This is a genomic window from Rhizobium cauense (assembly GCF_019511525.1).
Taxonomy (GTDB): Bacteria; Pseudomonadota; Alphaproteobacteria; order Rhizobiales; family Rhizobiaceae; genus Rhizobium; species Rhizobium cauense.
On record NZ_JAEUAT010000009.1, the window covers coordinates 106465 to 128576 of the forward strand.

16 protein-coding genes and 1 pseudogene are annotated in these 22112 nt (G+C 56.4%); 6 read left to right on the forward strand and 11 right to left on the reverse strand.

Features of this window, described 5'->3' with window-relative positions; all coding sequences use genetic code 11:
* Positions 1 to 14 precede the first annotated feature (14 nt).
* The 7 genes from JNB88_RS18235 to JNB88_RS18265 form a co-directional block, all read right to left on the reverse strand.
* Positions 15 to 1082 carry a lipocalin-like domain-containing protein gene (locus JNB88_RS18235; RefSeq protein WP_220356664.1) on the reverse strand — a complete coding sequence of 356 codons (1068 nt, stop codon included), beginning with the start codon at positions 1080 to 1082 and terminating at the stop codon, positions 15 to 17.
* Positions 1072 to 3480, reverse strand: coding sequence for an ABC transporter permease (locus tag JNB88_RS18240; protein ID WP_220356665.1), 2409 nt, complete (start codon positions 3478 to 3480; stop codon positions 1072 to 1074). The genes JNB88_RS18235 and JNB88_RS18240 overlap by 11 nt, the downstream gene beginning before the upstream one ends.
* Positions 3477 to 4136: an ABC transporter ATP-binding protein gene (locus JNB88_RS18245; RefSeq protein ID WP_220356666.1), complete on the reverse strand. Its 660-nt coding sequence runs from the start codon at positions 4134 to 4136 to the stop codon at positions 3477 to 3479. Before JNB88_RS18245 ends, JNB88_RS18240 begins: the two co-directional genes overlap by 4 nt.
* A gap of 505 nt (positions 4137 to 4641) precedes the next feature.
* Entirely contained in the window at positions 4642 to 4959 is a 318-nt protein-coding gene (locus JNB88_RS18250; protein WP_220356667.1) for a hypothetical protein, read from the reverse strand.
* A 66-nt stretch (positions 4960 to 5025) separates the two neighbouring features.
* A complete protein-coding gene (locus tag JNB88_RS18255) occupies positions 5026 to 5694 on the reverse strand; it encodes a permease (protein ID WP_223217243.1) in 669 nt (222 codons plus the stop codon).
* A 96-nt stretch (positions 5695 to 5790) separates the two neighbouring features.
* Complete coding sequence (locus JNB88_RS18260) at positions 5791 to 6288, reverse strand: GNAT family N-acetyltransferase (RefSeq protein WP_338111009.1); 498 nt, start codon at positions 6286 to 6288, stop codon at positions 5791 to 5793.
* Entirely contained in the window at positions 6285 to 6581 is a 297-nt protein-coding gene (locus JNB88_RS18265; RefSeq protein ID WP_220356669.1) for a type II toxin-antitoxin system TacA family antitoxin, read from the reverse strand. Before JNB88_RS18265 ends, JNB88_RS18260 begins: the two co-directional genes overlap by 4 nt.
* Positions 6582 to 7484: 903 nt before the next feature.
* On the opposite strand from JNB88_RS18265, the gene JNB88_RS18270 reads away from it, so the two are divergent.
* The gene (locus tag JNB88_RS18270) at positions 7485 to 7778 is read left to right on the forward strand and encodes a hypothetical protein (protein WP_220356670.1); all 294 of its coding nucleotides are present in this window, start codon (positions 7485 to 7487) and stop codon (positions 7776 to 7778) included.
* A 301-nt stretch (positions 7779 to 8079) separates the two neighbouring features.
* On the opposite strand, the pseudogene JNB88_RS18275 reads toward JNB88_RS18270, so the two are convergent.
* Positions 8080 to 8208: pseudogene (locus JNB88_RS18275) on the reverse strand (GntR family transcriptional regulator); the annotation flags it as partial.
* Positions 8209 to 8479: 271 nt separating this feature from the next.
* On the opposite strand from JNB88_RS18275, the gene JNB88_RS18280 reads away from it, so the two are divergent.
* Positions 8480 to 9337, forward strand: a complete 858-nt coding sequence (locus JNB88_RS18280; protein WP_220356671.1) for a Hint domain-containing protein — start codon at positions 8480 to 8482, stop codon at positions 9335 to 9337.
* Between the two features lie 305 nt (positions 9338 to 9642).
* Here JNB88_RS18280 and JNB88_RS18285 read toward each other — a convergent pair whose 3' ends face one another.
* Complete coding sequence (locus tag JNB88_RS18285; RefSeq protein WP_220356672.1) at positions 9643 to 10266, reverse strand: phytanoyl-CoA dioxygenase family protein; 624 nt, start codon at positions 10264 to 10266, stop codon at positions 9643 to 9645.
* A 676-nt stretch (positions 10267 to 10942) separates the two neighbouring features.
* On the opposite strand from JNB88_RS18285, the gene JNB88_RS18290 reads away from it, so the two are divergent.
* From JNB88_RS18290 to JNB88_RS18305, 4 genes are all read left to right on the forward strand, one after another.
* Complete coding sequence (locus tag JNB88_RS18290) at positions 10943 to 12088, forward strand: glycosyltransferase (RefSeq protein ID WP_220356673.1); 1146 nt, start codon at positions 10943 to 10945, stop codon at positions 12086 to 12088.
* Between the two features lie 65 nt (positions 12089 to 12153).
* On the forward strand, positions 12154 to 14508 hold the full coding sequence (glf, locus tag JNB88_RS18295) for a UDP-galactopyranose mutase (RefSeq protein ID WP_220356674.1): 2355 nt from the start codon (positions 12154 to 12156) through the stop codon (positions 14506 to 14508).
* Positions 14509 to 14554: 46 nt separating this feature from the next.
* A complete protein-coding gene (locus JNB88_RS18300; RefSeq protein ID WP_220356805.1) occupies positions 14555 to 17731 on the forward strand; it encodes a glycosyltransferase in 3177 nt (1058 codons plus the stop codon).
* Complete coding sequence (locus JNB88_RS18305) at positions 17728 to 19971, forward strand: glycosyltransferase family 4 protein (protein WP_220356675.1); 2244 nt, start codon at positions 17728 to 17730, stop codon at positions 19969 to 19971. Before JNB88_RS18300 ends, JNB88_RS18305 begins: the two co-directional genes overlap by 4 nt.
* Positions 19972 to 20039: 68 nt before the next feature.
* Here JNB88_RS18305 and ku (JNB88_RS18310) read toward each other — a convergent pair whose 3' ends face one another.
* Positions 20040 to 20849 carry a non-homologous end joining protein Ku gene (gene ku, locus JNB88_RS18310; RefSeq protein ID WP_220356676.1) on the reverse strand — a complete coding sequence of 270 codons (810 nt, stop codon included), beginning with the start codon at positions 20847 to 20849 and terminating at the stop codon, positions 20040 to 20042.
* A gap of 13 nt (positions 20850 to 20862) precedes the next feature.
* The gene (gene ku, locus JNB88_RS18315) at positions 20863 to 21765 is read right to left on the reverse strand and encodes a non-homologous end joining protein Ku (protein ID WP_220356677.1); all 903 of its coding nucleotides are present in this window, start codon (positions 21763 to 21765) and stop codon (positions 20863 to 20865) included.
* Between the last annotated feature and the right edge of the window lie 347 nt (positions 21766 to 22112).

Here is a 22112-nt window from a genome sequence, read left to right on the forward strand (position 1 = left end):
ACTGCTACATCCAGTTAGTATCCTGTCATCTCAAGATAGCCCTGCCCTGGCGTACTGCCCTCAATTTGAATCGGCCCTTCCCAGTAGGGTGTTGAAGTCGTCATCCAGGCTTGGTCATTGAGTGCTTTCGTACGGATATCGAGACCTCGGCTGGGGATCTTTACTCTCCATTCAACGGGGATCGTCTTACCCTTGACGTTCGTCGTCCTCACCGGCTCAAGCGAGACGTCTTCAGAACTGAGTGGCGCCGGCTTGCCATCGGCATTGATCCAAGTCGCTGAGATGTAGCCCGGACCGCTATCGCGGAGCCGAAATGCCATGACCTTCTCGCCGGAGGCCAGATGCAGGGAAAACCAATCCCAACCCGTCTGGGTCACCGCCAAAGGCTGGGAGGACCACTCCCTGTCCAGCCAGGCTCTTCCGGTAACCTCGTGGGTTTCACCGTCGAGCTCAACCGTGCCATGGACCGCAAAGAACGGTTGTGAGTAATAGTAGCTTGCCTGACCCGACGCCGATTTTGCCGAATATCCCTCGTCTCCTTGAAGGACCAAGGGGCCGTCAGTATCGAGCGTCAGTCGATAGGAAAAATCGCGGTCCTTTGCCGAGAGTTCAAGGTGGTCGAGATGGCCCTGTGATGAAGCCGCGCGGCTCTGCATCTTCCAATCGTCTATCCATGCCTCGAAAGGAGCAGCAACGACGGCTGCCTGCCCAACCCCGCCGCGTGCAAGTCGCTCGGCGACGTAATGGTGGTCTTGGGTGGTGACTGCGGCGTGGCCAATCCAGACTTGGGGGCTCGACCAGCCCTGGCGCTCTTCAGGTGCAAGTGCAGATCGGAAAAGTGTCCATTGCGCGCCAATTTGTCGGCCGTCTACGGTTTTCAGGTTGGCGGTGATGTACCACCATTCGATCCGGAAATCTGGATGTGGTCCATGATCTCGGGGAAACTCGATTTTGTGCCCACGCTGGGGCATTGCGAAACCCTCAGCATTAGAGCCAAGCCCCGCAAAGCCCTGTGCAACAACAGTAATTGGCACCGACAGGGACAGGATCAAAGCTGTGAGGATGATCGTTCTAGCGCTCATTCGCGAACACCTTGAGAAGATCGGCGGGATCGGTCTTTGCAAGTCGCCGTATCGGTATCGCAACAGAGATGATGGCCGATATCAGGGCAACGATCCCAAGCCTCAACCAATCCATTGGAAACAGGATCAACGGCAGCCGCCACCCGAAAGCCTCGACATTGACAATCGCCAGCAACACCCAGGCGAGTGCCAATCCGACCGGGATTGATGCGATGAAGGTAGCGAGCCATAGAGCAAGGGTCCGGACCACTTCAACGAGCGCGAGATCACGGCGACGAATGCCCATGGCCCAGACGGGTGCAAGTTGGGGAAGGCGAAGTGATGACAATGTCAAAAGGCTCGAGAACATTGCGAAGCCTGCAACTGCCAGGGTCAACAGGCTGAGCGCTCCCGTGACAGCGAAGGTTCGTTCAAAGATCGCTGTTGATTGCTGCTTGAGCGAGGTCTGGTCGACGATGTTGCTTTCCGGGATGCCGAAGTCATCCTTGAGTTTCCTCCTGAATTCCGGCACCTGTGCCGGCTCCATACGCAAGCCGTATCGAAGCTTGGAAACATCTGGATAATGGTGGACCAAAGCATCCACGCCAACAATGACCTGTCCTGTCGGATTGCCGTAGTCGGAAAACACGCCAACGACAGTGCTAACCCAACCGCCGGGAAGTTTGATCTGCTGCCCAAGCGCGGCCTTGCCGGATCGCCAGAGCTGCTCGTTGACCAACGCGCCGGTCCCATTGGCAACCTCATCCCATGTTGTCGGTAATCCCATAAGCAGCGGCCAGTGATCGCGGTAGGTTGGGTCGTCGGCCACACCGAAAATTTGCATCTGCTCTCCAACAACCTCTCCCTGCGTGCTCCAGATGGGAAGGACAGCTCTCACCTGGTTTGGAAACCACTGCCGAAGGCGTTCCGCTTCGGCCTCATTGCGAGCAGTAACGTAAACCTCCGCGGCCAGGCGCTGATCGAGCCATCCCATAAACGTCTGGCGAAAGCTGGAAACCATCGTCCCGACACCGATGTTTGCCGAAAGGGCCAAAAGCAGTGCCATCAGCGCAAGGGAAAGACCCGGCAGCTGTTGGTTGGTATCAGCCCAGAACCATTGGCTAAGAACCCGTTTAGACGCCTTCTGTCCTAGCGCCACCACGAATGCCAGGACCGGTGGCAAGATCAAAGCGGCTCCCAAAAGAAGGGTCGCGAGGACCGCGAAGCCCGAATAAAGGCCCTTGCCTATGAGGATCACTAAACTCGATGCCAGCAGCAGCAACGAGCCGAGGCCCGCTTGTACCGTCATGCTTCTCGTCGACGCCCGCGCCCATTCCCTCTGTTGCGCCACTGCCAGTATCGGCATCTTCCAGACCCGCCAAAGATGATTTGCCGACGATAGTGCCGTGCCAACCAGCGCTATCGCCAAACCCGCCAGCCACCATTCCGTTCTAAACGAGAGTGCCCCAGGCACGCTTGCGCCGTAGAGACCACGCAATGTCGCCGCGACCCCGGGCAGGAGAGCGGAAGCCACGACGTACCCGAGCACGACACCGATACCTCCTGAGAAAAGCGCAAAAACGATTGTTTCGGCGAGAAGCATGGCCGTCAGTGAGCGGAGTGAGACGCCGAGTGACCGCAGGGTCCGGAACGTGGAGCGGCGCTGCTCAAAGGAAAGACCTGTGGCTGAGTAGACGATGAACAGGCCGACAACGAAGGCAAGGAAGCCGAAGGCCGTGAGATTGAGGTGAAAACTGTCCGTCAGCCGAGCGACGTTTGGTCTCTCCCCGGCGTCTTTCAGCGCGAGCTCAGGTGCAAGCTTTTCCAAGGCTTGGAGGCCGAGCCCCTGGGAGCGTGCAATGACAATCCTGCTCAGACCACCCTTGCGGTTCAGCAGCCGATCGGCAACCCCGATATCGACGAAGGCCGTTCCGTCTGGAAGATCGCCGGAGACCTTCATCGTAAGGCCCTCCGTGCTCTTTAGACGGGCGGCGGTAGCGGCCGAAACCAATAATTGTCCCGGAGGACCAACAAACTCGACGAGCTCGGAAGCCTTTGATACCGTGGACACCTTTCCTTCCGGCGGCATGCTTAACGGCTCGATGCCTACTAGCCTGATACGGATCCCGCCAAACCTGTAGTCGCCTTCCATTATCGGCGATACGTTCCAGCCTGCTCTTCGCAGCCTAGCGTATGTCGAGGACGGTATTAACCTGCCATCCTTTGCAACAAGTTGGTCGAGCTCACTCTGTTCGAGTACGGCAGCCGCACGTCCATAGCTTGCCCTTGCTTCCGCATTGATCGCTTGCACCCCCGACCACAATGCTGTTGCAAGCGCCACACCAACAATCAACGTAGCAAATTGCAGGGGGCGGTAGCGCCAGTGGGATATGAGGGCCCCAAAAGCGATCCAGCTCATGCGACAACCTTCCCACCACTGAGGGAAATCCGCCGGTCAAGCATGTTGGCGAGCCGGTTGGAGTGGGTAACAAGAAGAAGAGCAATGCCCGCAGACTTTGTGAGACGCAACATGACGTCGAGCACCGCATTTGCTGTGGCCTCGTCGAGATTGCCCGTCGGTTCGTCCGCCAGGACAAGGGGTGGCCGCGCTGCAAGGGTCCGTCCGATCGCCACCCGCTGCTGCTGTCCGCCTGATAACTGTTCGGGATAGCGTCGAAGAAGCTGGCTGATCCCGAGAGTTTCGACAAGTTCAGTCTCCCACTCCGGATCGAACCTCCGGGCAAGCCTCGCGTGGAAGGAGACATTTGATCCGACGTCGAGGCTCGGAATGAGATTGAATTGCTGGAAGATTACTCCGACCTCGGTTCGCCGGAAGCCAGCGCGGCCAGCGTCATCGAGTTTTGTGATTTCTCGCCCGTTTACCTGGATGCTACCGCTATCGGGCTTGTCTAACCCGCCCGCAAGGTGAAGAAGGGTACTTTTCCCGCTCCCCGACTCACCTGTCAGAGCGAGGCTCTCGCCTTTTGCCAACTCAAGACCCACGCCCTTTAAGACCGCAATCTCTCCCTCCGCAGTCTGGTAGGATTTTGTGACGTCTGAAAGCCAAAGGATCATATATGTCTCGATATGAAAACGATACCGATCCAGCGTGCCTAGCTGATCGCTAGGCTAACCGGCAGTCGGCTCAAATGTTTCCGACCTTACCATCGACTGGAGAGGAAGACCTCCTGCTTTCCATCCCACAGAACGGCGATAGCAGCACTCGAGAATGCCGAAGCTTCTTTGTCTCAGTTCGGGGCCGACTGCAGCAAAGACGGTCATTGTCAGGGTTTGGATCTGTCGTTCGGCCGCTGACAGGCTTCAAGAGCTCTTGGCGGGAGTTTTCCCGTGCATCGCGATGCTGCAAGCGCGCTGATTATGCCCGAGTAATGGTCCAGACGAGAAATACGAATGAAGCGGTGGCGGCGAAGGCGGCAATGGTTAGATTTGCGTCCAAGGTAAGCTCCTGAATGTAGAGGCACGTTGAACGCGAGCGATCGCGGCTTAGTTCCATTCCCTGGGGACTGACAACGAATTTTGCCTTTTTTTGGGGTTTCTCCGGGTGGGAACTAGTCACTCCTCATGTCGTTCCATACCGGAAAATATGGGAGGAGAGCCAATCCTGCGATGTCTTTTTCCCGTGATGGCGCTCGTCCTCGTAGGCTGCAGTGAACAGCAATCCGCTCTCGAACCGGCCGGAAAAGAATCCGAAGCGGTTTATCGCCTGTTTGTCACGATGGTTATTGGCGGCGCGTGATCTGGCTGTCGGTGATGACGTTTTCATCCACGCGGCCGGTGGTGCGGTGTCGCTTCGCCAATCGTGGTGCTTTTGGCGTTTCTTTGCTATGCGGGTGTTGCAACCTTGATGGACGATAGTGACACGGAATTCGCGGATCATCTCGACGCTGGGTGGGAATCGACATTCAGGGAATAGGACTGTTCACCAACACTTCGCGGTCGATCCTCATTTCCAGTTTCTCAGGGTCCAGCCGATCAAGAGGGCTACCGCGACGATCATGTGTATTGCCAGCAGGAACCTTCCGAGGAACAGGGTAACACTGGCGGCAGTGCTGATACCGAGATCGTGCTTGAACCAGCGAATCTGAGCTAGTCCATACCACACCGTTGCCACGGCAAGGACCCCGACACCCGCCGTCAAACCAAGATGGTGAGGGATGAGGATAAGGTCCAAACCCATGCCTGCCACGAAGACGAATGCCGTGGCGACATAGCATTGGCTGTAAAACGGCGGTCGCAGGCTTTCCCTCGTCAGCCTGACTGACTTCCTCCTTGCCAGTGTCACCGCCATCACTAATGGCAGCATGCCGAAGATCACTCCGCGTGCGAGAAGGAGGTTAGGGGTCGATGCCAAGAGTGGAGGCAGGGTGGCGTCGGCATATATCGAAGGCACCGCGCTGGAGATCGCCTGGGCCAACAGTAGGGTCAGAAGCAGGAACAGCGGTGGGCTAAGTGTGTCGCTGTACCGGTCCTCTTCGCGATCTCCCAGTTCTTCATCGGCGGACTTCATCATCCGGAGCGGGTTGACGATCGAGCGCCACATCGTGATCGGATAGAAGACGAGCCAGGAGACCATCTCATAGAGAAGATCCTCAAGGGATTTCAGCAATTTCATGAAGTCCATACCTGTACCCGTCTCGATCCCGATTGTGCTGTACGGGGTATGACATCTGGCGGGGCCTGACCTATCTTGCGATCACTGCGAACCATGCTAGGTGTTCAACGCATTGTTGAGGTCGTGCAATCCGATCATCAACATCATGGGGTCGGACGGAGAAGACAGAAAGCCGACGGCCTCATAAAAGGCGCGCGCGTCATCGGAAATCGCATGGACCAGCACGCCGCGGATGCCGAGTATTTCGGCGGCATTGAGCAGGCGCAAGCCCGCGTCCCGCACCAATGCCCTGCCGACACCGCGCCCCTGATAGGCTTGATCAATGGCGAGGCGACCAAGCACGGCGACTGGGATTGGATCAGGCATGTTACGCCGAAGGCGGCCGGGTGCTTCAGGCTGTTTTACCGCGCCGGAGGCGAGCGCGTAATAGGCGATGACGCGGCTTTCCTCAAACACGACGAAGGTACGCGTTGCGCCGCCTGCTTGATTGGCACGGGCGCGGCGACGTAGCCAGCCGTCCAGTTCAGGGACGCCGGAATTGAATTCGGTCATGTCATGATGGTCGGCCAGGGGCGCCGGTGCGCTGAGGGTCACGCTTCATCCCACGGCGCTTTGGTCGACATGGTGCGTTTTAGACGCTCATTGAGCTTCGCGGGCGCGTCGAGCCGGGCAAGGTATTCGGCATAGATTTCAGGGCTTACCGTGAAGATGGTACGGTCGAGCAGCACTTCCTCGGCACGGCGTTCGGAGGCTTCCAACATAAAATCCGTGCGCGTCTTACCGAGCAATTCTGCGGCGCGATCAATCAAGTTGCGCGTCGCGGGCTTGATGCGCATATTCAGCGGCACGCTTGCGTCCGGGCTTTTGCTCGTTTGTGAAGTCGACATGGGAAACTCCTATCTACCCGCTTTCATATAGCGTAACGACATCATCTTTACAAGCGCCGTACAGATATCGTCATTACACTTCTAGGTCAGCAGTTCGCGCTTTAGCTTGCTGAATGGACCGAGCCAAGCTCAAAGCTTTCTGCCTCTGATGCTCAAAGGCTGACCTAACACTCGTTCATCAAAGAGCTTTCGCGCCGTCCTAATCGTACCCGCGCCTCTGATCGAGCTATCTTCTGCGGTGTCGAGGAAGACTTCCATGTCGCCGGTGGGGTGTTCCACCTTGCATCGTCCGTCATCAGGAGCAGCGACTACCGAATGTGCCGGCGACTGCTTCAGACGCGAGGCCGTTGGAATTGTCACGGTGGCGAGGACGCCGACTACTTCGTCACAATTGCCTAATGCGAGCTTCTGGAAGTAACGCTTGATTCCTCAGCTGGTTAGGTTTGACAGATTGGTGCCGCCTCTAGGGTTGGCGGTGCGGCGCAAGCAATTGGCAGTCCCGAGCAAACAACACGTCGGCTAGCAACCTTATGTAGGTGCAGCAAGGAACGCTCCGCGCGGCAAACACAAAACAACTAGCAAGACTGTCGCGATCCGAAGCGGCTGAAGCGGTTGCCCGTGAGGTGGGAACTGATGAGGCCACAGACCAGCCAAGGAAAGCCCACCGACAAGGACCACCAAGTTCGTACAAGTTCCGACGTCGCATGGCGACCCCGATTAGTTCCAGACGGCAATCATCACCCTGGTCTGCGGTATTCCACCCCCGCATGGGTGATCTTTCCACCGAGTTCTCCGAAGCGGTCAGGGCACAGGAGACAACGAATACGCATCGGCGGCCGGGGACGGGGCGTCCTGCCGCTGATTACGCATGCCCCACAGCTCGTCCAAACTGAAAGGACAATCATGAAGTCTGCAATTCTCACATGCGCCATCGCTCTTGCAGCTACTTCCGCATTCGCGGGAGCGACTTATAGCCTCAAGGGTGACAGCGCCAACGACACCAATGGCAACGGAAATCTGGTCGGCACCTATTCCTCCAGCGGCACAGGAAATGGCGGCGTCGTTGGCGGTAACGGCACGGCCTACGACGGCGTTGGCCGTGACCAGACGACTACCCCAGGGTCTCGCGCCCAAGCGGTGCATTCGCTAGGCGTCGGTGGCGCAGCCTCTGGTAACAACGGCTGGGGCCAGAAGTAAGTGAGCTTGGGGCACCGGCCTGATCACCCTCGTGTTCCGGTGTCCCGACCATGTCGCCCGGCTCCAATGTCGACGCAGTCCACCAATCGCAGGGAGCTTGCGAGAACAGCCGCTGGTTATTTCTAGCCGGCGGCATCATGTCGTATACGGCAATCGGCGCAAAGGCGCCAACGAGTTGGCGGCTACGAAAGAGGGCAGGTCCCGATGAGTTAACCAGGTGGACTGTCTGGATAAGGCGTCGCCGGTTCATTTCTCTCAAGACTGATACACCACTTACGTGTGCAAACTAGGCTACTCCGCAATACTGGTTCTTGCCCGCATAGGCGATCGCCATGTGGAATTCCTTGTTGGCTTCCGACATGGCCAGGTGGTTCCCGGTCTTGACGGCGGCGGCGAACGCCCTGTCGCGTTTGGCAATCACCTTCAAATCGGGACCGGCGCAAGTCGAAGACGCAGAAGCGCGTGTCGTCGATCAGCTCCACCGGCTGAAGCGCCAGTGCGTTCTCAAGAGTGTTTTCAACAGCGTGACGAGGTACCCAATGCCGCATTTCCTACGCCATTTTGATAAACCAAAATGAGACCTAGGTCCGAAGAAGGAGATCGTAGGGAAGGCTATAATCGGCTCGAGTAATGGAACGCCCGTTGGCGAAGTGCAACGTGTTTTGTGATCCCTTGTTCCATTGCGAGAGGAGTGCCAAAAAATGTCTAACATCGAAGATCCAAAGCTGCCACGCAATACGGCACGGCGACGTTTTCTCGGGGTTGCGGCTGCGGCCGGAGCCAGATTGGCAAGCGCAACGGCCATCGCCATGGCGGCTACATCATCTCCAGCAAGAGCCGTTGGTCTGCATTTGGGGTGGGGGAAGGGGAATGGAAACTCCGACGGGAATGGCAGATCCGGCGACGGAGATGGCGGTAGTCCGCAGTGTTTTCTCCGTGGAACATCGATCCTTACCGATCTCGGTGAAAAGCCTGTAGAGCATCTTCAGATTGGTGACCGCCTTGTTCTTGCGGGCGGAACCACCAGCGCGGTCAGATGGGTTGGCCGACAGTCTTTCAAAAGAAATGGAGGGTGCTGGCATGACAGCGTCGTGCCAATTCGCGTGGCACGCCGTGCCCTTACCAATCTGTCCCCTCATTCCGACCTTTACCTGTCGCCGGGCCATGCGCTGTTCCTGAATGGCGTCCTTATCCGAGTGAAGGATCTGGTGAACGGCACGACAATTGCGCCAATCGTGCCCCATGACGACATGACTATCGAGTATTTTGCTGTCCTGCTCGCAACGCATGAAGCGATCTTTGCTGAAGGCGCCGCGGCTGAGACATTCCATCCCTCGGAAGGCGGCCTCCAAAATTTCTCGAATTCTTCGGAGTATATGCGCCATTATGCCTCTGACAACTTCGAGACCTCCATGACGTCCTTTGCGCCGGTGCTTGGCGAGGAAGGTGGTTGGGAACACCTGAAAGCTCTTGTCCTCCTGCCGCTGGTGGCGTCTCCCGACCCGTTCGAAGAAGCTCGCATGCAAATCAGCTTGCAGGCGAAATCGATGGAAGTCTAAAACTAAAGTCAACAGGATGTGGCGATCGACCTGCGTTGTGTGTTCAATGTTCACCTGGCGAGACATCCCGCTATCTAAATCACGCGCAAGCGTTGCGGCGGAAACTTTGGGGCTGAACTGTCGGCACTGGGATGTTTTCAGCTCTTTCCAGGGCGATCGGACTAAAGTCCATACTTTGACCCGACCTCAGGCCGATGCAAAGTATGGACCGTTGCGTATGATTATGTCACGAGTGCTGCACGGGGAGGTCATTGGTACGGGGAGGCCTTGGTCATCCTTAATGAGGCGCCCAGGGAGGATAGGGGTTAGTTGACGAAACGTATCGCCAGCATTAGTCGATCGCCACGCGTTGGTGGAGACGCCCGATGATAGCATGACGTATCCTGGACGAAGCCGGTGCCGGCCGGACCTTCGATGGTGATCTCATTTTCTTTGCCGAACTGCCTGTAGACAGCTTCTTGGGTCGCACGGGCAGAACCGAATAGCATCCGCAGTGGCTTCCACTTATGAGAACGTTTCATCATCACGTGCGCGCCTGAATGGCGGTCAGTGTCTGTAATATAAAAGCTGGCATAGACGAAGTTATATCCGGCAACATCGTAATGGTAATCGATAACCCCATGTTTCAATTCCCGCCGCCGTTCATCTGACATAGACGACGCGAAGCTCCAGTCTAGAATGGTGATTATCTTTTTAGGCTCATGGCCGAGGTACTTCCGGACGATTTCACGCAGCACCGGGTCGTAGATCACTTTTCGCACCGCCGGGCACCTTGCGGGGTCGGTGACACCTCCTATCGGCATTTGACGGCCATCTGTGGCAACGCCGTCGGTGACATCCGAATAACGAAATGTCGGACCCATCGGGTCGTAGATGGCGTGCAAAGGTTCCGCAAGCGCGAATTCTTTGATCTCGTCGACGATATGCAATGGAAGGTTAAAGCCGACATATACAGCGTCGTCGCGGATGCTTTGTACAACATCAGCGACACTGGCATTCGGGAAAACTGTAGGTAGATGCCACTTCCCCGGCTTTTTCCCGCACGGTGGAGAAAACTGATTGCTCCGCGTCCCGAGCTATACACTGCGCGCACCAGACGAAACCTGCCTAGCAGGTAGGAAATATTTTGCTTCCTTAGTTTCGCGATTCCAGCTGCTACTCCCATACGATGCCTCCTCCGATGAAGCCGTTGGCCCAGCCGAAGGAAGGCTATAGCGTCTTTCAAGCCCGGGAAATTTGCACAAGGGACCATGTTGGTTTCAAAAGTCGTAGTTAATTCTCCACTTTATGGCGTACGAACAAGGCATATTCGCTTCACTGGGACTCATGGTCGACAAAGCGTGTTGGATACCGGGCTTCTCCTTGTGAGGTGCCCTCTGAAATGCAAAACACAGACAATCTAAACGGGAAGACCTCACTTGCCCGCTCGCTTGAGGAAGGCAAGGCTCTTCACGGCCTCCCCAAGAAACTTACGTAGGAACAAGTCAAGCGCTCGCAGGTTAATCGCGGCTGGCCTTAGAAGAGCCTTTGAACATACCAAATGGCAAGGCAACCGACAGCTACGTCAAGACGCAGGTCGCACCGAGCAGCAAGGAGACGGGACAGATGACGGAGCTCCACGTTCGAAGGCTCGTTGTCATAAGTGATTTTCAAGACGGCGATTGGGCAGATACCGAGGCTCCTGCGGTAGAATGGTTCACGCATGAATGGCTCGCTGAGACCCGAGGTGGCGCACCGGTGGCGGCGAACGCTTCGTCTGTCGAAGTGGAGGGCGGCTATCTTGAACGTTTGCCTCTTGCGGCGCTGAGCACTGGTCTAGTCGACTGTATCGAAATATGGACACACTGGCGTGGCGATAGGCCTCCGCTGATCCCTCCTTACGTCAGCCCCCATATCGTTCGACGATCCTTTCGCTTAAACGGAAAGGCTATCCCTTTTTCCTCCAATGACATGCTTGGACATATAAACGCCTTCGGGGCTCCGACGATCCTTTGTGTCTGGGGTCTCGGCGTCGCTGAAGAGATCCTTTGCGCATGCCATAAGAGTTTCAAAATTTACAATTCGATCGACGCGCCCCCTTTGCGCGTACCCCCCGCGGTCAGTCGGCATTTTGATCTCATACTTACCGGTGCTGAATGGCAGTCAGACGCCGTGTTATTGCGACACCCTCAAATGCAAACGGCTGTGATGCCAATAGGCCCTGAGTTTGCGTCCGAAATCACCTTTCATCCGATGGACGTCAGCAAGATTTACGACATTATTTATGTTGCAGCCGCTCAGGCCTACAAAAGGCACGATATTCTTTTCGAAGCGTTGCGCACGCTGCCGCGAACCATCCGGACACTTTGCGTTTGCGGATATGGTGAGTTGATTGACGACCTTCGTCGGATGGCCGGGGAACATCAGCTCAACATCGATTTTGTTGGCCCTCCAGGGGTTTCATACTCCGAGGTGAATCGGATGATGAACCAGGCGCGCATGGGAGTGGTGTGCGGAATTGACGACGGTGCTCCGGCAGTCCTGACCGAATACATGCTGGCGGGCATTCCGGTGCTTGCAAACAGTGAACTGAAGTGCGGGCTTCAGTACATCCTCCCGACGACCGGCCGGACGGCGTCGGCTGATGAATTTGCGTTTGCAATTTCTGGGATGCTCGACTCTCTGGACACGTTCAGTCCTCGCGATGTCGCACTGTCACGTTGGACCTGGCGACACTCTATCGGCAAACTTCGATCCATATTAGAGAAATAATTAACTTTACGTCGGAACCCACCCTTCCTTTCTAAGTTCGAGACCAAGCAACGGTGAGGTCTCCCATGAATCTATTGAGTGCATTTCCCTCGCCATCTCTCGAGGCAATTCCTTCGACCGCTCCGCTCATTTGCTTCTGCCACCTTCGGTGGGATTTCGTGCTGCAGCGCCCTCAACACCTGATGCAGAGATTTGCAGCGGAACGACGAGTGTTCTTTTTCGAGGAGTTTATACCCACCGACCACCACCTGGCGTACTTCGAAATACATCCGTTCGAAGGAACGACGGTAAAATCAGTCCGGCCCCGTATCCCTCACTGGTGGAGTGAGCCGCAACGGGAAAATGCGCTTCGGATGTTGCTGGGTGAACTCCTCGGTCTCCTTGGGGACGAGCATCCCATCCTATGGTTCTATACCCCGCTTATGTTCCGGTTCGCCAATCACGTCGACGCCGTGGCGGTCGTTTATGACTGCATGGACGAACTTGCCAACTTCAAGTTCGCAAACCCGGAATTGAAGCTCGCCGAGGATGCCTTGATGGCGCGGGCTGATGTGGTATTCACTGGCGGCGTCAGTCTTTATGAGGCGAGGAAGGACAGACACGACAACATTCACCCTGTGCCTTCGAGCGTTGATGCAACGCATTTTCGAACGGCGCGGGGCCGTCTCGAACAACCGATCGACCAGGCGAACATTTCGCGCCCTCGCGTCGGGTACTACGGTGTTATCGACGAGCGGCTGGACCTCGATCTCATCGCGTCGGTTGCAAGGTCAAGGCCTGGGCTATCCTTTGTCTTCATAGGGCCTGTTGCCAAAATCGCCCCTGAATCCCTGCCCAGAGCGACGAACATTCACTATCTGGGTCAGAAGGATTACGCCGAGCTTCCTGCGTACCTTGCGGGCTGGGACGCGGCACTGATGCCCTTTGCGCTGAATGATGCAACCAGATTCATAAGTCCCACCAAAACCCCGGAATATCTAGCGGCGGGCTGTCCCGTCGTGACCACTCGCGTTCCGGATGTTGTGCGGACTTACGGAGGGGTGAGGGGCGTTTTCATGGCAGATGATGTGGAAGGTTTCGCAGATGCCTGCAACAACGCAATCGATGTGGCTGCCTCGGATGATGGCTGGCTCAGCGAAATCGACAATATCCTCGCCACATCTTCGTGGGATTCAACATTTCGACGCATGTCGGGCATCTTAAGCGATACTATTCACCGAAAAGCCGCAGTCCGATATCGCCCTCAAATTACGACTCCGGCAACAAACGGCCGCGCATCGGCAAGATCATATGACTACGTCATTGTAGGAGCGGGCTTCGCAGGATCTGTCTTGGCGGAACGGCTTGCAACGGACGCTCGCAAAAAGGTCCTCATATGTGATCGGCGCTCGCACATCGCGGGCAATACGTACGACTATTATGACGAGGCCGGTATCCTCGTCCATCGATACGGACCCCACATTTTTCATACAAACAGCGAAGATGTTTTCCGCTATCTGTCGCGATTTACCGCTTGGCGAGAGTACGAGCACCGTGTTCTCGCTCAGGTGGGAGATCTCAAGCTTCCTATCCCCATCAACCGCACAACACTAAACGGACTCTATGGCATCGATCTATCTACCGAAGCGGAGACAGCCAACTTCCTGCATGAACGTGCGGCGCCTTGCGATGAAATTCTCACGGCGCGCGATGTGGTGGTGTCACAAATTGGTTGGGATCTCTACCGGACCTTCTTTGAGGGTTATACGCGCAAGCAATGGGGGCTAGATCCATCCGATTTGGACCGTTCGGTCACAGCACGAATTCCGACCCGGACGAATGCCGACGATCGTTACTTCCTTGATACTTTTCAAGCAATGCCACTCGACGGTTACACGCGCTTGTTTGAACGCATGCTTGATCATGAAAACATTACAGTCATGCTGGCGACCGACTTCGCGGACCTGAAGGGTGAAAAGCTTGCCGACCACGTTATCTACACCGGCCCTATCGATGAGTATTTCGGCCACCAATTCGGCCGACTGCCATATCGCAGCCTGGAGTTCCGCCACGAGACTATTGATAAGAGACGTGTGCAGCCCGTCGCGGTGGTCAACCATCCTTCCGAAAGTGTTCCGTACACTCGCGTGACGGAATTCAAGCATCTCACGGGCCAAGTTCATCCTCATACCAGCATTTGCTACGAGTTTTCGCGTGCTGATGGTGATCCCTACTATCCAATCCCGCGTCCGGAAAACCAGGCCCTCTTCAAGCGATATGAAGCATTGGCTCGAAAACTGGATGACGTCACTTTTGTCGGTCGCCTGGGAACGTACAAATACTACAACATGGATCAAGTTGTGGGACAGGCTTTGGCAACCTATCGCCGGCTCAAGCGACGGCATGAGGACGGCGTCGTGGCCGAATTGCAGCGTGGTTGAAAAGAGGCGGATTGTACTCGCGACCGACAGTCCAGATCCGTCTGGAATGGGCGAGCACATGCTTACACTGGGCCGCGCCCTGGCCGATCGTTGGGATGTCACCCTTGCACTAGTCTCGAAAACTGACGGTGGTTTGCTCAAACGGGCCGCGGGTTTTGGCTTGGCTGTCAAGCTTTCGCGGGATCCGGAGGAGCTGCAACAATGGTTTGCTTGTACGGATTTCGAGCTTGTCCATATCCACGCCGGGATTGGGTGGGAGGGGCACGAAATTGCCGCCGCCGCTGTCGCGCAGGGCATCCCGGTCATCAGAACCGAACATTTGCCATACCTTCTCACCGACCCGGCCCAGAGAGAGGCATACGTCCGGGGGACACGAAACCTCGATCACATCATCACGGTTTCGCAGGCTTCCAAAGACACTTTCGCCGAGCATCTCGATGAACGACGGATTACGGTCGTCAGGAATGGAATATATCCAGTCCTGCCTCCGGTCGGCTCCCATTTGAGGCGCGATATGCAACTCGATGAACAGATGGTTCTCCTGACGGTTGCCCGGTTCACTGCCCAGAAAGATCATGCCGCGCTGTTGCGTGCCTTGCCATTGATACTCGACGCCCATTCGAACGCGTGCCTGCTGCTCGTTGGCACCGGCGACCAGTTTGAGGATATGAGGCAACTTGCGGAGGATCTTGATGTATCCTCACACGTGCTCTTCCTCGGTCATCGTGATGACATTCCCGCGCTGATGAGCATTGCGGACCTTTTCGTGCTCCCATCACTTTTCGAAGGTCTGCCGCTCGTGCTCCTCGAGGCCATGTCGTTCGGCGTTCCGGTGGTTGCCACAAAGATCGGCGGGACAGTGGAAGCACTGGGGGAAGACCATCTCTTATATGCAAAACCCGCGAATTCGAGGTCGTTGGCCAAGCTTGTCTCACGAGCCCTGGCCGACCCCGGCCTGCGCGAGACTGTCCGGAGAGCGGGTCGCCAACGATTCGAGGCAGAATTTTTGGCCAATCGAATGGCTCATGAGACAGGTGCGGTCTACGAGCGTTTCGCGCGGCCAACTGAAACCGTTGAAAGGAAGACGTCGATGGAGAAGACAAGGCTCGCATTCATTGGCGCTGGAGGCATCGCTCAACGCCACTTGGGAATACTCGAGAAATTTGACGATATCGAACTTGCTGGCTTCTCCGATCCCTATGTCGATCGGGCCTACCAGGCGGCCATGCGTTTCGGCGCAAAGTCGTTCGCCAGCCATCGCGAAATGCTCGACGTTGTGCAACCAACCGCCGTTTACGTTTGTATCCCTCCGTTTGCACACGGCGAACCGGAAAGAGATCTCATAGAGCGGAATATTCCGTTTTTTGTCGAAAAGCCGGTGGCGCTCGACCTTGCTACAGCTGAAGAAATCGCTGCGGCCGTGGCTGCCAAAAATCTCGTTACCGCAGTGGGCTACCATTGGCGTTACCTTGATACTGTGGATGAAGCCCGGGCTCTGTTGGCGGATAACCCGCCACAGCTCATTTCGGGCTATTGGCTGGACTCCACTCCGCCTCCTCAGTGGTGGTGGAAAAAGAGTAAATCCGGCGGGCAGATGGTTGAGCAAGCGACCCATCTCTTGGACCTGGCGAGGTTTCTGCTTGGTGAAGTCGTTGAGGTATACGGGCGGGCAGGTCATGCCGATCGGCCCGAGTTTCCGGATCTTGACGTTCCAACTGTCAGTACCGCAACGCTCACGTTCGAAAGTGGGGTGGTGGGAAACATTGCCTCGACGTGTCTGCTTGGCTGGAATCATCGGGTGGGGCTTCACATCTTTGCTGACCGGCTGGCCATCGAATTGACCGATCGAGAAATCATGGTCGATGTTGGGCACGGGCGGCCCGTAAGAGCCGCTGATGGTGATCCGGTATGGCGAGAAAACAGGGCGTTTATCGATGCCGTCCGTGGTGTGCACAACCATATTCGCTGCACCTACAGCGAGGCCGTCGCCACGCACCGCCTGGCGCTGGCAGTCGTCTCGTCTGCAGAGAACGGTGAGCCACTTCGCCTGCAGCCATCCAAATCGAAGCAGGAAGCGCCTCCACCGCTCGACGCCTGGCCACGGCCCGACAATAGTCGAGCCATGCCTGAGGGCCACCGTGCCGTCCGTTCGCTTGGGATTGAAGCGGAGGGCAGACCTTATTTTTTTGAATATGAGGAGGGGCCGCCGAGTGAGGGACAAATCCGCTTGGACACACTGTACACCGGCCTGTCCGCAGGAACCGAACTAACGTTCCTGAAAAATACAAATCCTTACTTCCGCTCAAGATTTGATGGCGCGCGCGGCGTCTTTCTTCCTAACGAAGCAGAGCTAGATTATCCGGTCCCCTTTCTCGGCTATATGGAGGTTGCGCAGATTGCCGACTCGCGGGTCGCCGGCTACTGCAATGCAGGCGTTGTTGCTGCGACGTATGGACACAAAACGGGACATACCGCGGACCCCTTCCACGAGTTACTCGTCCCCCTCCCGGCCGATATCGATCCCATGCTCGGAATATTCGTTGCGCAAATGGGCCCGATTGCCGCAAACGGCATATTGCATGCTGATGCGGAAGTTTTCGGCAGGACGCCGCCTGCCTTCGGAGCAGGCGTCAAAGGGCGGCCCGTCATGGTGGCTGGGGCGGGCACAGTGGGGTTAATGGTCGCGCTCTTTGCTCGATCCTCGGGTGCTTCCGACGTCATTATCAGCGATCCCTCCGAATTCCGGCGGAGAAAGGCCGAGATGCTCGGACTGACTGCCATGACCGAAGACGAAGCGTGGCAGCACGCCAAGTCGCGGTGGCACGACGGCTCTACACGAGGGGCGGATTTTGTATTTCAGACCCGCCCTTACCCAGGTAGCCTTCACACCGCGCTAAAAGCCCTACGTGCTCAGGGCACAGCTATCGATCTGGCTTTTTACCAAGGCGGAGCTGATGCCTTGAGGCTTGGTGAAGAATTTCACCATAACGGTCTTTCCATCCGATGCGCTCAGATCAATCGCGTGCCACTCGGAATGGGGTCGTTGTGGAGCAGAAAAAGGCTCTCTCTCGAAACCATTCAACTGTTCGCCAAGGACGGACCGGCCATTCGAGAGCATATGATTACCCATGTGGTTCCCTTCGAGGACGGTCCAGCGTTTCTGGCCGACCTTGTTGTGAACCGTCCAGAGTTCCTACAGATCGTCTTTCAGGTAACGGCATGAAGGGACCTCAGCCGATCAGGGTCCTGTTCGTGTTTGCCTGGCTCGTCGTGGGAGGTGAGGAAACGGAGGTACGACTTCTTGCCCAGCACCTCGACAAAAAGCGCTTTATTCTTGATGTCGTGGCGTGTTTTCGTAAGCCCGGAATGCCGGAACAGACGCACGAGCAGCTCGCTGCGCTCGGGGTCGACGTCAATACCGCCCCATACGACATGTCGTTCGAAGACACCGTCACCTATCTTGCCACAAAGATAAGCGGCTACGATGTGATTGTTTCCTGCCAAAATGTCGCTGATATTTACCCTGCGCTCGAGCGACTACATCTTCGCCCATTACTTATCGAACATGGTGGACTGGTGTCGGAAGCTCTGGCGGGACCAAAGCATCTGACGAGCCGGTATGTGGGAGTCTGCCGCTCGATCCGCGACGCTGCGGCATCCCGAATGCCCGGAAGAGAGCAACACGCGATCGAAATTCCCTCGATGGTTGACACGTCGGCCTTTGATGCCAGTCGACGGTCCGCGGTTCGGGCGTCCCTTGGAATATTTGATCAATCCCCCTTGATTGGCTGGGTTGGGAGGCTCGATCCGAAAAAGAATGTCGAAGTGTTCATTGAAGCAGCCGCCTGCTTAGGTTCTGAAGAAAATTCAGCACATTTTTTTATTGTTGGCGGACCCGATGCATTCTTTCCTGAGTACGCGGAGCGGCTTGAAGCTCTTGTCGATCGCCTTGGTATGCGCAGGCAAGTTCATTTTCTGGGCGATAGAAAGGATATCGCCGATCTCATGGTCGCATTCGACATCTTCGTGTGGCTGTCTCGGGGAGAGGGCATGCCTCACGTCATCGCCGAGGCAGGGGCGGCATCGCTACCTGTTATCGCAACCCCCGACAATGGCGTACTACAGCAAATCGAGCACGGCACCTCGGGTATTCTCGTACCTTATGACGATCCAAAAGTGGTTGCCGAGCAAATCCGGCTTTTAATCGCTGCTCCGAACATGAGATGCAAGCTTGGCAGCTCGTTGCGGGCGATGGTTGAAGGGACATGTTCGGTAGGCATCTGTGTGCCGAAATGGGAAAGGTTGTTTACCGATGTACTTACAGCTCGAGCGCCTGCGAGGCCCGCAGGTCTCTTCCGATCGTTCGTGCAAGGTGGGTTTGAGTGCTCGACGCATAAGTTGCGGCCCGGTGAAGGTGAGTCCTCGGGAAGACGGTTGGACATGATCGGTGCGACCGCGCACGATCGATATGCCCTGCAGGATTACCGCCAACTCGGTCGCCTCGGGATTCGTACGGTTCGTGACGGCTTTCGGTGGCATCTGATTGACAAGGGGGGCAACTATGACTGGTCCAGTATCCGTCCAATGTTGAAAGCGGCTGAAATTTCCGGAACACAAGTCATTTGGGATTTACTTCACTATGGGTGGCCGGACGATCTCGATATCTGGTCACCAATGTTCATCGACCGGTTCGCCCGGTATGCCCGTGCGTGCGCCCTGGTCGTTCAGGAGCACTCCGACGACGTTCCATTCTACTGTCCTGTCAATGAAGTGTCTTTTCTCTCGTGGGCCGGAGGCGATGCGGCATACTTGAATCCATTTAGCCGTGGCCGTGGATTTGAACTCAAGGTCCAACTCGCACGCGCGGTGATTGCTGGGATGCAGGCGATATTGGCCGTCGAGCCACGCGCCCGATTCGTCCATTGCGAGCCTGCCATCAACGTTGTTCACGATCCCGCACGACCTGGAGACCAAATCGCAGCCTGGGGCCATAACCAATCACAATTTCAAGCTTGGGATTTGATAAAGGGCGGACTGTGGCCACAGATCGGTGGAGAAGAACGTTACCTCGATATCATCGGCATCAATTACTACTTCAACAATCAATGGGTCCATGGAGGGCCCGCTATAGACATAGGCCATGCTCTATACAAACCGCTCAGCAGGATCTTAGTGGACGTTTATTCCCGGTACGGCAGGCCGGTTCTGATTGCGGAGACAGGTATCGAGGGTGATCGGCGGCCGGAATGGTGCGCGTACGTGTTTGACCAGGTAGACCTGGCAATGGAAATGGGCGTGCCTCTGGAGGGCGTTTGTCTGTATCCAATCGTAAATCATCCGGGTTGGGACGACGGCCGCGCATGCGAAAACGGCCTTCTGTCATCGTCCGTCGATTCCGGGCAACGGTCGGTGTACCAGCCTCTGGAATCAACAATTCGCTCAAGGTTGGCGAGGGCGGTCTAACGTTTCATTGCTTTCCGGCACGAAAACCCGTGCCTGGCCGCTGCCGAGGAGTGCTTGTCAGATGCAACTCACCCCGCCTTCCGGCCCTTGAGGTCGGCTTCGATGCTCTTCTTCAACGCATCCATGATGTTGACGACGTTCGACACGGGTGCTTGCGAAGCCTTGCCCTTTGCTACCCTCTTCGTTTTCAGTAGTTTCTTCTTCTCCTCGATAAGCTTTAGCAGGCTAGTCTGGATCGGGTCGCTCACCATGTTCGTCGACCAACGAGCCGATTTCTGCTTAATCAGTTTCTGGACAAGGGGAACGAGATCGGGATCGGCTTCTTCATCGATGTCTTCGAAGTAACTCTTTTCCGGACGCACCTCGTCGCCGAAACGCAGCGACCAAAGAACAATGCCTTCGTTGCGCGGCTCGAGGATTACGGCGCGCTCGCGGCGGCCCATCACGAGTTTCGAGACGCCGACGACCTCGTCTGACTTCATGGCGTCCCTGATGACAGCAAAAGCCTCGTTGCCGACCGCGTCGTCCGGCATCAGATAGTGAGGCTTTTCCAGGTACACCCACTCGATGCTGTCGGCAGGCACGAACTTTTCGATGTCGATGGTCTTCACCGTGTCGAGCGCCACCCGATCCAGATCGTCTTCGGTCAGGATGACGTAGTCGTTCTCGCCGCGGGCGTATCCCTTGGCCTCGTTTTCATCCTTCACAGGCTTTCCCGTAACGGAGTCAACGTACTGCGAGACGACCCGGTTTCCGGTATCGCGGTTGAGAGTGTGGAAGCGTACCTTCTCGCTCTCGCTGGTCGCCGGGGTCATCGCGACCGGGCAGGTGACCAACGAGAGTTTCAGGTAGCCTTTCCAATAGTAGCGCGGTGCCATGGCTTAATTTCCCTCAGCTTGCCTTGCGACGCGGAGCATTTGCGGAAGAGGCTGCTTTTGATGGTGCTCCGCGTGCGGCGCGTTGTCGGCCGGTGCCTTGATTGGCATTGGCGGCCGTCCGCTTCGGCGCGGCGGCCTTCATCATCCCTGCGCTTTCGCGGAGAGCGGCCAGAAGATCGTTCGGCTTCGATACTTCGACCTTCTTGGGCTTCGGCAAGGCCTTGCCCTCCATCTTCGCCTTGACCAGGTCGGCGAGGGCGGCTTCGTAGCGATCATCGAATGTCGCGGGGTCGAAGTTACCTCTCTTGGTGGCGATGATGTGCTTGGCGAGATCGAGCATCTCTCCCTCGATCTTCAGCTTGGGTATTTCCTCGAAGGCCTTTTTCGACGAGCGGACCTCGTAGTCGTAGTTCATGGTCGTAGCGATAAGGCCCCTGCTATGAGGTCGTATGAGTACCGTTCGCATCCGCCGGAACAGCACGGTACGCGCTATCGCGACAACATTCGACTTCTTCATGCCGTCGCGCAGAGCCGCGAAGGCATCGCCACCCATCTTGTCCGGGGTCAGGTAATAGGGCTTGTCGAAGTAGACGTCGTCAACGTCCGAGCAGGGGATGAAGGCCTCGATTTCGAGAGTCTTGTTGCTTTCCGGGATCGTCGCGGCGACTTCCTCGGGATCGATTATGATGTACTGGCCGTTCTCGATCTCGAAGCCCTTGGTTTGTTGCTCCTTTGGCACCGGTTCTTCGGTTTCGCTATCGATAAAGATGCGGTTTACCCGGTTGCCGGACGCCTTGTTGATCGTATTGAAGGTGATGCGCTCTGACGTGCTTGCCGCCGTATAAAGCGCTACTCCGCAAGTGACCTCACCGAACTTGATGAATCCCTTCCACTGCGCGCGATGCCCTGTTGCCATGACGCTTCTCCGAATCACTTCGTCGCGAGACAAAGACGTGTCAAGGTAAATCGTTCCGACTCGAAACGAATCAATTTTCAATGACTTACGGAATCTCGTTCACAGCGGAAATTATCGAGCGACCAGGCGACGGCTAGTCGGCCTAAGGCCACCATCGGATAATTGCTGACAAGCTTTGCGATGGCGAGGCCAAGCATGTTTCTGTTCGGAGTATCGAGCGCATATCCTTTCGATCAGGCGCTATGCAGATTTCAATTGGTCACGTCGTGACTTTCAATCTGATTATATTCAGGCGCTCGTTCAACGGGACGTTCGCGACGTCCGGGGGTGTCAAACGTGCATTCTGA